Source organism: Bradyrhizobium sp. (genome assembly GCF_028868675.1).
Lineage (GTDB): Bacteria > Pseudomonadota > Alphaproteobacteria > Rhizobiales > Xanthobacteraceae > Bradyrhizobium.
In genome coordinates, this window is record NZ_JAGWUA010000151.1 from 1 (window position 1) to 11,817 (window position 11,817).

General features: G+C 66.0%; 11 protein-coding genes. 9 read left to right on the forward strand and 2 right to left on the reverse strand.

What is annotated here, in order from left to right; genetic code table 11:
* The 6 genes from KGM94_RS18170 to fabZ all read left to right on the forward strand — a co-directional run.
* A partial coding sequence (locus KGM94_RS18170) for a phosphatidate cytidylyltransferase (RefSeq protein ID WP_300262306.1) occupies positions 1-753 on the forward strand: 753 nt, incomplete at its 5' end.
* A 4-nt stretch (positions 754-757) separates the two neighbouring features.
* Entirely contained in the window at positions 758-1,981 is a 1,224-nt protein-coding gene (dxr, locus tag KGM94_RS18175; RefSeq protein WP_300262309.1) for a 1-deoxy-D-xylulose-5-phosphate reductoisomerase, read from the forward strand.
* A gap of 44 nt (positions 1,982-2,025) precedes the next feature.
* Positions 2,026-3,177, forward strand: coding sequence for an RIP metalloprotease (locus tag KGM94_RS18180; protein ID WP_300262312.1), 1,152 nt, complete (start codon positions 2,026-2,028; stop codon positions 3,175-3,177).
* Positions 3,178-3,353: 176 nt separating this feature from the next.
* Entirely contained in the window at positions 3,354-5,876 is a 2,523-nt protein-coding gene (gene bamA, locus KGM94_RS18185) for an outer membrane protein assembly factor BamA (protein WP_300262317.1), read from the forward strand.
* Between the two features lie 32 nt (positions 5,877-5,908).
* Positions 5,909-6,976: a UDP-3-O-(3-hydroxymyristoyl)glucosamine N-acyltransferase gene (gene lpxD / locus KGM94_RS18190; protein ID WP_300262321.1), complete on the forward strand. Its 1,068-nt coding sequence runs from the start codon at positions 5,909-5,911 to the stop codon at positions 6,974-6,976.
* The gene (gene fabZ, locus KGM94_RS18195; protein WP_300262324.1) at positions 6,976-7,434 is read left to right on the forward strand and encodes a 3-hydroxyacyl-ACP dehydratase FabZ; all 459 of its coding nucleotides are present in this window, start codon (positions 6,976-6,978) and stop codon (positions 7,432-7,434) included. Before lpxD ends, fabZ begins: the two co-directional genes overlap by 1 nt.
* Positions 7,435-7,442: 8 nt before the next feature.
* Here the strand turns inward: fabZ and KGM94_RS18200 are convergent, their stop codons facing one another.
* Positions 7,443-7,775 carry a KTSC domain-containing protein gene (locus KGM94_RS18200; protein ID WP_300262329.1) on the reverse strand — a complete coding sequence of 111 codons (333 nt, stop codon included), beginning with the start codon at positions 7,773-7,775 and terminating at the stop codon, positions 7,443-7,445.
* Positions 7,776-7,915: 140 nt separating this feature from the next.
* On the opposite strand from KGM94_RS18200, the gene lpxA reads away from it, so the two are divergent.
* Genes lpxA through lpxB form a run of 3 tightly spaced genes read left to right on the forward strand, consistent with a single transcriptional unit; the run spans position 7,916 to position 10,771 of the window.
* On the forward strand, positions 7,916-8,719 hold the full coding sequence (gene lpxA / locus KGM94_RS18205) for an acyl-ACP--UDP-N-acetylglucosamine O-acyltransferase (RefSeq protein ID WP_300262333.1): 804 nt from the start codon (positions 7,916-7,918) through the stop codon (positions 8,717-8,719).
* A gap of 19 nt (positions 8,720-8,738) precedes the next feature.
* Positions 8,739-9,596: a UDP-2,3-diacylglucosamine diphosphatase LpxI gene (gene lpxI / locus KGM94_RS18210; protein ID WP_300262336.1), complete on the forward strand. Its 858-nt coding sequence runs from the start codon at positions 8,739-8,741 to the stop codon at positions 9,594-9,596.
* The gene (gene lpxB / locus KGM94_RS18215; protein WP_300262339.1) at positions 9,593-10,771 is read left to right on the forward strand and encodes a lipid-A-disaccharide synthase; all 1,179 of its coding nucleotides are present in this window, start codon (positions 9,593-9,595) and stop codon (positions 10,769-10,771) included. Before lpxI ends, lpxB begins: the two co-directional genes overlap by 4 nt.
* 65 nt (positions 10,772-10,836) lie before the next feature.
* On the opposite strand, the gene gltA is transcribed toward lpxB, so the two are convergent.
* The coding region (gltA, locus tag KGM94_RS18220) for a citrate synthase (protein WP_300262341.1) at positions 10,837-11,817 on the reverse strand (981 nt) is incomplete at its 5' end.

Here is an 11,817-nt window from a genome sequence, read left to right on the forward strand (position 1 = left end):
CTCGCGATCGCGCTGGCCTATGCCGGCGGCGGGCTGTGGGCCCTGCTGGTCACGTTGGCCTCGATCGGCCTGTTCGTGGAATGGCTGATCGTAGTCGGAGCAGGGCAGGTGGCGGTCACCGCCTCCGGCACGATCTCGCTCGCCGTCATCGGCTTTGCCGTTGCGCTGGGCTGGCTCGGGCTTGCATCCCTGATCGGCATCCTCGGGCTCGCCTGGATCGGCTTTCTCGCGAGCGGCAAGCGCGGTTGGGCCGCGGCGGGCTTTCTCTACGCGGTGGCGGCGCTCGCGGCTTCCGTGCTGCTGCGGCAGGATCCGGTCAATGGATTTGCCGCACTGATGTTCGTGCTGCTCCTGGTATGGGCCACCGACATCGGTGGCTATTTTGCCGGCCGCAGCATCGGCGGCCCCAAATTATGGCCGCGCGTCAGCCCGAAGAAGACCTGGGCCGGGGCGCTTGGCGGCTTCGGCGCCAGCCTTGCGGTGGCCGCCGGCTTTGCCGCCTTCGGCCTTGGCAAGGCGGTTCCGCTATTGTCGCTCGCCGCGATCCTGTCTGTCGTCTCGCAGTGCGGCGACCTCTTCGAGTCCTCGGTGAAGCGCCGCTTCGGAGTCAAGGATTCCAGCCACTTAATTCCCGGCCATGGCGGTCTGATGGACCGCCTGGACGGCTTCATTGCCGCGATCTTCGTGGCCTGGATCGTCGGTTTCCTCCGCCATGGTGTGCATGGCGCGGGAAGCGGTCTTATGGTTTGGTGAGAGAATGAGCGCAGTCCCTTTGCGTAACAACAAGGCCGCGGCGGCGGTCGCGCGCAGCGTCACCGTCCTCGGCGCCACCGGCTCGATCGGCGACAGCACGATGGATCTGTTGCGCGCCTCGCCGGATCGCTACCGGGTCGAGGCCCTGACCGCGAACAGCAACGTGCAGGCGCTCGCGAAGCTGGCGAAGGAATTTTCCGCGCGCTTCGTCGCGATCGGCGATGCGTCCAAGCTTGCCGAGCTCAAGGACGCGTTGGCCGGCACCGGCATTGCGTGCGGCGGCGGCGAGAGCGCAGTGATCGAGGCGGCGGCGCGGCCTGCCGACTGGGTGATGGCGGCGGTCAGCGGCGCGGCCGGATTGAAGCCGGCACTCGCCGCGGTCGATCGCGGCGCCACCGTCGCGCTCGCCAACAAGGAGTGCCTGGTCTGCGCCGGCGATTTCTTCATGCAGCGCGCGGCGAAGGCCAAGGCCTGCATCCTGCCGGCCGATTCAGAGCACAACGCACTGTTCCAGGCGCTGAGCTCGGGCAATCGCGACGAGCTCGTCCGCGTCATCATCACGGCGTCGGGCGGTCCGTTCCGGACCTGGAAGAGCGCCGACATCGAGCAGGCGACGCTGGCGCAGGCGCTCAAGCATCCGAACTGGAGCATGGGCCAGAAGATCACGATTGATTCCGCCTCGATGATGAACAAGGGGCTCGAGGTGATCGAGGCGTCCTATCTGTTCGCGCTGGCGCCCGAGGAGATCGACGTGCTGGTGCATCCGCAGTCGATCATCCACGGCATGGTGGAGTTTTCCGATTGCTCCGTGGTGGCCCAGCTCGGCGCGCCCGACATGCGCACGCCGATCGCCCATTGCCTCGGCTGGCCCGACCGCATCAAGGGACCCGCGGCCAGGCTCGATCTCGCCAAGGTCGGCCAGCTGACGTTCGAGGCGCCCGACTTCGAGCGCTTCCCCGGCCTGCGGCTCGCTTACGATTCGCTGAGGACCGGCCGCGGCTCGACCACCGTCTTCAATGCCGCAAACGAGGTCGCGGTGGCGGCCTTCATCGCCGGCAAGATCCGCTTCGGCGCCATCGCGCGGCTGGTGGAGGCGACGCTGGAGGACTGGATCAGGGGGGGCAACCTGACGCCTCTGTCATCGGCCGACGACGCCATCGCCGTTGACCATAATGCGCGAAATAGGGCTGCCGCCCTATTGCCTCAAATTGCCTTAAAGGCATCCTAGAAGGTTGGGGACCGGAGCCTTGGGCTTCGGCTGAGGGGAAGTGGATGTCCGAGTTTTTCCTGCATAGTTTCAATACGTTGGGCCATGGGCTCACCGGCTACGTCGTCCCCTTCCTGTTCGTCCTCACGATCGTCGTCTTCTTCCACGAACTCGGCCATTTCCTGGTCGCGCGCTGGAGCGGCGTGAAGGTGTTAACCTTTTCGCTCGGCTTCGGACCGGAACTCGTGGGCTTCAACGACCGCCATGGCACGCGCTGGAAGATTTCGGCGGTGCCGCTCGGCGGCTACGTCAAATTCTTCGGCGACGACACCGAGGCCTCGACGCCGTCGGCCGAGACGCTCGCCGCGATGACGGCCGAGGAGCGCGACGGCAGCTTCCATCACAAGAAGGTTGGCCCCCGCGCCGCGATCGTCGCGGCCGGACCGATCGCGAATTTCATTCTTGCGATCGTGATCTTCACCTGCCTGTTCACCTTCTTTGGCAAACCCTCGACCACCGCCCGGGTCGACAAGATCGAGGCCAACAGCGCTGCGGCGGCCGCGGGCTTCCAGGTCGGCGACGTCGTGACCGCAATCGACGATACCAAGATCGGAAGCTTCTCCGACATGCAGCGCATCGTCGGAACCCACGCCGGCGAGAAGCTGACTTTCACCGTGAAGCGCGGCGACACCAGCGTCCAACTCACCGGCACCCCGGAACTGCGGGAGGTGAAGGACCCCTTCGGCAACATGCACCGCCTCGGCGTGCTCGGAATTACCCGCCAGACCGCGGCCGGCGACACCGTCACCGAGCGGGTCGATCCGGCGACCGCCCTGTGGCTCGGCGTCAAGGAAACCTGGTTCGTGATCGACCGCACGCTCGCCTATATCGGTGGCGTCTTTGCCGGCCGCGAAGCCGCCGACCAGGTCGGCGGACCCTTACGGATCGCCCAGATTTCGGGGCAGGTCGCCAGCATCGGCCTCGCCGCGCTGATTCACTTGGCCGCCGTGCTGTCGATCTCGATCGGGCTGCTGAACCTGTTTCCGGTCCCGCTGCTCGATGGTGGACACCTTTTGTTCTATGCAGTGGAGGCCATACGGGGGCGGCCGCTGTCGGAGCGGGCGCAGGAGATGGGATTTCGAATCGGGCTCGGACTGGTACTGATGCTGATGGTGTTTGCGACCTACAACGACATCCTCCATCTGGCGGCATCGTGAAGCGGGCTTTTTTGTGACGTTGCCGATGGGCAACGTCTTGGAATGAAATTGGAATTGCGGCGCGCTCGGCCGTTTGCGGCGTCGGCGAAATTGGCTACAAGCGGCATGAACTTGGGGAATCTCCCGGATCGGCGTGGGGTTGGGTCCGGTACTGGAATGATAAGGGCGCGTTGCGCATGAAGTTTGGAATGCGAGTCCGGGGGGGCCTGCTTGCCACCCTGATCCTGTTCGGCGTGCCGGTGCTTGCCCCGGTCGGGGCCGTTTTCGTGCCTTCGTCGGCGTCCGCCCAGACCGTTCAGTCGATCGTCGTCGAGGGGAACCGGCGCGTCGAGGTCGAGACGATCCGCTCCTACTTCAAGCCGGGTCCCGGCGGCCACCTCGACCAGGCGGCCATCGACGACGGCCTGAAGGCCCTGATCGAGACCGGCCTGTTCCAGGACGTCCGGATCAACCGCTCGGGAGGGCGGATCGTGGTCTCGGTGGTCGAGAACGCGGTGATCGGCCGCGTCGCCTTCGAGGGCAACAAGAAGATCAAGGACGAGCAGCTCTCCGCCGAAGTGCAGTCCAAGCCGCGCGGCACCTTCTCGCGCGCGATGGTGCAGTCCGACACGCTGCGCATCGCCGAAATCTATCGCCGTTCCGGCCGCTACGACGTGCACGTCACGCCCGAGATCATCGAGCAGCCGAACAATCGTGTCGACCTCGTCTTCACGATCAACGAGGGCGCCAAGACCGGCGTCAAGTCGATCGAGTTCATCGGCAACAATGCCTACTCGTCCTATCGCCTGAGGGACGTCATCAAGACGCACGAGAGCAATCTCTTGAGCTTCCTCGGCAACAACGACATCTACGATCCGGACCGGGTCGAGGCCGACCGCGACCTGATTCGCCGCTTCTACCTCAAGCACGGTTTCGCCGACGTGCAGGTGGTTGCCGCGCTCACCGAATATGATCCCGAGCGCAAGGGCTTCCTCGTCACCTTCAAGATCGAGGAAGGGCAGCAGTACCGCGTCGCTTCGGTCGACTTCCGTTCCAGCATTCCCAATTTCGATGCGAACGCGCTGCGCGGCTACTCGCGCGTCAGCGTCGGCTCGCTCTACAACGTCGAGGCCGTCGAGAAGTCGGTCGAGGAAATGCAGATCGAGGCCTCGCGTCGCGGCCGCGCCTTCGCCGTGGTGCGGCCGGGCGGCGACCGCAACTTCGAAGCGCACACGGTGTCGGTCGTCTTCAACATCGACGAGGGGCCGCGCACCTATATCGAGCGCATCAACATCCGCGGCAACACCCGCACCCGCGACTACGTGATCCGGCGCGAGTTCGACATCTCCGAGGGCGACGCCTACAACCGCGCGCTGGTCGACCGCGCCGAGCGGCGCCTGAAGAACCTCGACTTCTTCAAGTCGGTCAAGATCACCACGGAGCCGGGCTCCTCCAGCGACCGCGTGATTCTCGTGGTCGATCTCGAGGAGAAGTCGACCGGCGACTTCTCGGTGTCGGGCGGCTACTCGACCACGGACGGCGCTCTGGCCGAAGTGTCGATCTCCGAGCGCAACCTGCTCGGCCGCGGCCTGTTCGCCAAGGCGGCGTTCACCTACGGCCAGTATGCGCGCGGCTACTCGCTGTCGTTCGTCGAGCCCTATCTCCTGGACTACCGCGTCGCGCTCGGCCTCGACCTCTATCAGCGCACGCAGCTCTCCAACAGCTACATTTCCTACGGCACCAAGACGCTGGGCTTCAGCCCGCGCCTCGGCTTCAGCCTGCGGGAGGATCTGGCGCTGCAGTTGCGCTACTCGATCTACCGCCAGGAGATCACGCTGCCGTCGTATCTGACGGACTGTCTCAACAATGGCGTTCCGGCCAACACCAGCCCGGCCTTCGCAGCCGCGCAGGTGCCGCCGATCGATCTCAGTTCGACGTTCAACAGCCTCGGCTGCTACGCCAATGGCGAAGCCTCGCTGCCGGTGCGCAAGGAACTTGCGAGCGGCAGGACGCTGACCTCGGCGCTCGGCTACTCGCTGAACTACAACACGCTCGACAACAACAAGAATCCGACCGACGGTCTCCTGATCGACTTCCGGCAGGATTTTGCCGGCGTCGGCGGCGACGTCTCCTACGTGAAGACGGCGTTCGACGCGAAGTACTACCAGTCGCTGGTGTCCGATCTCGTCGGCGTGGTGCATCTGCAGGGCGGCATGCTCAACAAGATCGGCAAGGACCTGCGCATGCTCGACCACTTCCAGATGGGCCCGAACCTCGTGCGCGGCTTCGCCCCGAACGGCATCGGTCCGCGCGACCTGAACCCGTACGGCACCCAGGACGCGCTGGGCGGCACCAAGTACTGGGGCGCTTCGCTCGAACTGCAGATGCCGTTCTGGTTCCTGCCGAAGGAAGTGGGCCTGAAGGGCGCAGTCTATGCCGACGCCGGCGGTCTCTACGACTATCGAGGACCAACCAGCTGGACCGTGACCAACGAAGTCAACGTGGCCGGCTGCACGCCGTCGACCGTCAACCCGAACACGCCTGGAACCTGTACCGGGTTGGTGTATGACGACAGCAGAGTCGTCCGCTCATCGGTGGGCGTGGGTCTGATCTGGGCGTCACCGTTCGGACCGCTGCGCTTCGATTACGCCGTGCCGCTCACCAAGGGCAAGTATGACCGCGTGCAGCAGTTCAGGTTCGGCGGCGGTACCACGTTCTAGTTGGATCACCAGCCGGGCCGCGACGGGGTGGAATGGCGCAGCCAACGTTCTTCAGGAAGCCGCCAGCCTCAGGGCTGGCTGACATCGCCGCGCTGACCAAGGCGCAGCTGGTCGATCCGTCGCGGGCCGGCCAGATCGTCACGGGCCTGGCTTCGCTGGACGAAGCCGGCCCGATGCATCTGGCCTTCTTCGACAACCCCAAATATGCCGACCAGCTTCGGGCGACCCGGGCCGGCGCCTGCCTGGTGAGCCCACGCTTCGAGGCCACGGTGCCCGCGCATGTGGCCGTGCTGCGGGTGGCGCAGCCGTTCCACGCCTTCGTCAGGATCGCCCGCGAATGGCACGGCGACGCGCTGCGCCCGCAATCCTGGGTCGGCAATGACGGCATCGCGTCGTCCGCCATCATCGATTCGACCGCGCGGCTGGAGGACGGCGTTATCGTCGATCCCCTGGCCGTGATCGGTCCGGAGGTCGAGATCGGCAGCGGCACCGTGATCGGGGCGGGGGCGGTCATCGGGCCCGGCGTGAAGATCGGCCGGGACTGCAACGTCGGGGCGCGCACCGCCATCCAGTGCGCTCTGATCGGCAACAACGTCCTGATCCATCCCGGCTGCAGCATCGGCCAGGACGGCTACGGCTTCATCTTCTTCGGTCCCGAGGGGCACCTGAAGGTGCCGCAGACCGGCCGCGTGTTGATCCAGAACGACGTCGAGGTCGGCGCCGGCACCACGATCGACCGCGGCAGCCTGCGCGACACCGTGATCGGCGAGGGGACCAAAATCGACAATCAGGTCCAGATCGGCCACAATGTCACGATCGGCCGGCACTGCCTGCTCGCGGCCCAGATCGGGCTCGCCGGCAGCCTGACGATCGGCGACAACGTGGCGCTGGGAGCCAAGGTGGGCATCAACAATCACCTCAAGATCGGCGACGGAGCCCAGGTGACCGCCATGAGCGGCGTGAAGGACGACATTCCGCCCAACGGACGCTGGGGCGGTTTTTTTGCCAAGCCGACCAAACAGTGGTTCAGGGAGATCGTGGCGGTGGAGCGCCTGGTGCGCGACGGCATGACCAATCCCAAGAACGAGGGGCAGGAGTGATGGAGGAGGCACCGGTCAGGTTCGAGCTCGTGGACATCAACGATATCCTCAAGACGCTCCCGCACCGTTTTCCGATGCTGCTGATCGATCGGGTGATCAAGATCCGCACCGACTACTCCGGCATCGGCATCAAGAACGTGACCTACAACGAGCCGGCCTTCCAGGGGCATTTCCCCGAGCGCCCGGTCTATCCCGGCGTGATGATGATCGAGGCGATGGCGCAGACCGCGGGCGTGATCGGCATCAAGTCGGTGGAGGGTACCGAGAAGCCGCGGGCAGTGTATTTCCTCACCATCGACAAGTGCAAGTTTCGCAAGCCCGTGCTGCCCGGCGACACCATCGAATATCACATGCGCTCGCTCGGCCGGCGCAAGTCCATGTGGTGGTTTCACGGCGATGCCAAGGTCGCCGGCCAGGTCGTCGCGGAAGCCGACGTCGGCGCGATGCTGACGGATTGAGCGCGGCGCTAACCCGGCTTCGCCCGGCAGGCGTAGCGATCGCCCGAGGCCTCGTGCCTGATGCTCCGGTTGAAGAACAGGCCCATCGACGGCGCGCCCGCCAGCGCGTCCGCGGTGCCGGCCGGCACGTTGCAATAGCGATCATAGGCGCCGCCGACCGCGACGATCAGCTCGCCTTTCGCCGGGTCGTAGCAGACGCGCTGCAGGACGGTGCTGCGGTTGATGTCGCGGCATTCGAACGTCGCGAGGTCGACGGCCTCGCGACCGCCGATCTCGACCGTCTCGGAGACGATCGGGGCGGTGAGAATCTGCGCGAGCAGGAGGGCGAGGGTTCTGACCATTGCGTTGTCTGGAGCGGTTAACGCGCCTGCCGCAGCCGGCGTTGAAACATGCCGAGATCATACGTCACTGGACAGGCCGGGCAAAGTCGCGCTAACCACCGGAAAACCGAGTGACTTCAACGCATAATCAAACCTTCTTGATGAGCAAGATTGATCCCGCCGCGCGGGTGCAAGACGGCGCCGCGATCGGCGAAGGCAGCGAGATCGGGCCGTATTGCCTGATCGGGCCGCACGTCACCATCGGCCGCAACTGCAAGCTGATCGGTCATGTCCATGTCACCGCGCAGACGACGATCGGCGATGATTGCACGATCTACCCGTTTGCCTCGCTCGGCACCCCGCCGCAGTCGCTCAGCCATCGCGGTGAGCTCACCAGGCTGGAGATCGGGTCGGGATGCACCATCCGCGAATCCGTCACCATGAACGCCGGCACCGTTGCCGGCGGCGGCGTCACACGGGTCGGCGACCGCGGCTACTTCATGAATTGCAGCCACGTCGGTCACGACTGTCATGTCGGCAACGACGTGATCTTCGCGACTTCGGCCACGCTCGGCGGCCACTGCGAGATCGGCGACTTCGTCTTCATCGGCGGGCTGTCGGCCGTGCACCAGTACACGCGGATCGGCCCGCAGGTCATGGTCGGCGGCGTCTGCGGCGTGCGCGACGACGTCATTCCGTTCGGGCTCGTCAACGGCCAGTACGCCGTGCTCGAGGGGCTGAACATCGTCGGCATGAAGCGGCGGAAGTTCACCCGAGAGCGCCTGGCGACCGTGCGCGCGTTCTATCAGAAGCTGTTCCACGGCCCCGGCATGTTCGCCGAACGGCTGCAGGCGGCGCAGCCGCTGGCGGGCGAGGATCCCGCCATCGCCGAGATCCTCGACTTCATCGGCAAGGGCAAGCATCGTCCGCTCTGCCTGCCGGCCGTCGACGCCGGCAAGCGCTGAATTCGGGATGGCCGCGACCATGACCCCGGCGGCACCTGCGATGTCCTCGACGGTTGGCGTGATCGCCGGCGGCGGCGCCATGCCGTTCGCGGTGGCGGAGTCGCTCGTCGCGCGCGGCGTCACGCCGGTGCTGTTTGCGCTGCGCGGGGCCTGCGATCCGGTCCGGGTGGAAAAATTCCGCCATCGCTGGATCTCGGTCGGCCAGCTCGGCCGCGCGACGCGGCTGTTTCGCGAGGAGGGCTGCCGCGATCTGATCTTCATCGGCAGCCTGATGCGGCCCTCGCTGTCGGAGATCCGGCTCGACCTCAAGACGCTGCGGCTGCTCGGCAACGTCATCGGCGCGTTTCGCGGCGGCGACGATCACCTCCTGTCCGGCGTCGGCCGCATCCTCGAGCAGGACGGCTTTCGCATGGTCGGCATCAAGGACGTCGCGCCCGATCTGTTGATGCCGGAAGGCTGCGTGACGCGATCGACGCCCGGCGACGTCGCATGGCAGGATATTGCGCGCGGGCGCGAGGTGCTGGCCGCGCTCGGCCCGTTCGACATCGGCCAGGCCGCCGTCGCGATCGACGGCCACGTGGTCGCGGTCGAGGATATCGAGGGCACCGACGCGCTGCTCGCGCGGGTGGCGCGGTTGCGCGACGACGGCCGGATCCGTGCCGCGCACGGCCGTGGCGTGCTGGTGAAGATGCCCAAGAGCGGCCAGGACCTGCGGTTCGACCTGCCCACGATCGGGCCGCGCACCGTCGAGGGCGCCGCAGCCGCGGGGCTCGCCGGCATCGCGGTCGCCGCCGGCAACACCATCGCCGCCGAGCCGCAGGCCATGATCAAGGCCGCCGACGCCAAACGTCTCTTCGTCATCGGTGTGCCGGCGTGATGGGCGGTCGCACGCCAGTGCGAAAGATTTTCCTGATCGCCACCGAGGAATCCGGCGACCGGCTGGGCGCCGCGCTGATGAAGGTGCTGCGCCAGCGGCTCGGCGATGCCGTCCGGTTCGAGGGCGTCGGCGGCCGCGCGATGGCGCGCGAGGGGCTCACCTCGCTGTTTCCGATCGAGGAGCTGTCGATCGTGGGCCTTGCGGCCGTCGTGCAGCAATTGCCGAAAATCCTGCGGCTGATCCGGCTGACCGCCAACGCCGTGATCGACGCCGCGCCCGATGCGCTCGTCATCATCGACAGTCCCGACTTCACCCATCGCGTGGCCCGCCGCGTGCGCGCCCGCAATCCCGCGATCCCGATCGTCGACTATGTCTCGCCGTCGGTCTGGGCCTGGCGGCCGGGGCGGGCACGCGCCATGCTCGGCTATGTCGACCACGTGCTGGCGCTCTTGCCGTTCGAGCCCGAGCAATATCGCAAGCTGCACGGACCGCCCTGCAGCTATGTCGGCCATCCCCTGATCGAGCAACTGTCCTCGCTGCGGCCGAACGCGCGGGAGCAGGCGCGCCGCGATTCCGAACCGCCGGTGCTGCTGGTGCTGCCGGGAAGCCGGCGCAGCGAGATTCGGCATCATCTTGACGTGTTCGGCGCAGCCCTCGGCCGGCTGCAGGCGGAGGGGCACGCGTTCGAATTGCTGCTGCCGACCATGCCGCATCTCGAGCAGACGGTACGCGAGGGCGTCGCCGGTTGGCCGGTCCAACCAAAGATCGCGGTCGGTGAGGCCGAGAAGCGCGCTGCATTCCGCGTCGCGCACGCCGCGCTTGCGAAATCCGGCACCGTGACCCTGGAACTCGCGCTGTCCGGCATTCCCATGGTGACGGCCTATCGCGTCGGCGGGTTAGAGGCCTTCATCCTGCGCCGCGCGATCCGGGTGTCGTCGGTGATCCTCGCCAATCTCGTGATCGGCAGGGACGTGATCCCGGAGTTCTTGCAGGAGAACTGCACGCCGGAAAAACTGGCACAGGCCCTTGCCGAGGTGCTGACGGATTCGCCTGCGCGCCGTCGGCAGTGTGAGGCTTTCGCCGAGCTCGATGCCATCATGTCGACCGGCAAGGAGCCGCCGAGCGCCCGCGCCGCCGACATCGTGCTGGCAACGATGTGGCAGCGCAGGGGTTAGCGAAAACGAAAACGGCGCCATCGCTGGGGATGGCGCCGTCCGAGATGCCTCGCGGGTGCGGAACTTTACTTCCGCTTGTCGATCGGGACGTAGTCGCGGCGGGTGACGCCGGTGTAGAGCTGGCGCGGACGGCCGATCTTCTGGTGCGGGTCCTCGATCATCTCGCTCCACTGGCTGATCCAGCCGACGGTGCGGGCGACAGCGAACAGCACGGTGAACATCGAGACCGGGAAGCCCATCGCCTTCAGCGTGATGCCTGAATAGAAGTCGACGTTCGGATAGAGCTTGCGGTCGATGAAGTACTGGTCGCTCAGCGCGATCTTTTCCAGTTCCATAGCGACATGCAGCAACGGATCGTTGCCGTGGCCGGTTTCCTTCAGAACCTTGTGCGCGGCCTGCTGCATCAGCTTGGCGCGCGGGTCGTAGTTCTTGTAGACGCGATGCCCGAAGCCCATCAGGCGGACATTGCTGTTCTTGTCCTTCACCTTGGCGATGAATTCCGGAATCTTGTCGACGGTTCCGATTTCGCCGAGCATCGCGAGGGCCGCTTCATTGGCGCCGCCATGCGCAGGGCCCCACAGGCAGGCGATACCCGCCGCGATGCAGGCAAACGGATTGGCGCCGGAAGATCCCGCGATGCGCACCGTCGATGTCGATGCGTTCTGCTCGTGGTCGGCGTGGAGGATGAAGATCTTGTCCAGCGCGTCGGCGAGAACCGGGTTGACCTTGTATTCCTCGCACGGCACCGCAAAGCACATGTGCAGGAAGTTCTCGGCGAAGTGCAGCCGGTTCTGCGGATAAACGAACGGCTGGCCGATCGAATATTTGTAGGCCATCGCCGCGAGCGTCGGAATTTTGGCGATCATCCGCATGGAAGCGATCATGCGCTGCTGCGGATCGTTGATGTCGGTCGAGTCGTGATAGAACGCGGCAAGAGCACCGACAGAGGCTACCATCACGGCCATCGGATGCGCGTCGCGGCGGAACGCCTGGAAGAAGCGCGCCATCTGCTCGTGCACCATGGTGTGGTGCGTGACGCGCTTATC

What these genes read in the sequence shown, in the direction of transcription:
- dxr (WP_300262309.1), top strand. Translation starts at nt 758, where the DNA reads ATGAGCGCAGTCCCTTTGCGTAACAACAAGGCCGCGGCGGCGGTCGCG.
- KGM94_RS18180 (WP_300262312.1), top strand. Translation starts at nt 2,026, where the DNA reads ATGTCCGAGTTTTTCCTGCATAGTTTCAATACGTTGGGCCATGGGCTC.
- bamA (WP_300262317.1), top strand. Translation starts at nt 3,354, where the DNA reads ATGAAGTTTGGAATGCGAGTCCGGGGGGGCCTGCTTGCCACCCTGATC.
- lpxD (WP_300262321.1), top strand. Translation starts at nt 5,909, where the DNA reads ATGGCGCAGCCAACGTTCTTCAGGAAGCCGCCAGCCTCAGGGCTGGCT.
- fabZ (WP_300262324.1), top strand. Translation starts at nt 6,976, where the DNA reads ATGGAGGAGGCACCGGTCAGGTTCGAGCTCGTGGACATCAACGATATC.
- KGM94_RS18200 (WP_300262329.1), bottom strand. Translation starts at nt 7,775, where the DNA reads ATGGTCAGAACCCTCGCCCTCCTGCTCGCGCAGATTCTCACCGCCCCG.
- lpxA (WP_300262333.1), top strand. Translation starts at nt 7,916, where the DNA reads ATGAGCAAGATTGATCCCGCCGCGCGGGTGCAAGACGGCGCCGCGATC.
- lpxI (WP_300262336.1), top strand. Translation starts at nt 8,739, where the DNA reads ATGACCCCGGCGGCACCTGCGATGTCCTCGACGGTTGGCGTGATCGCC.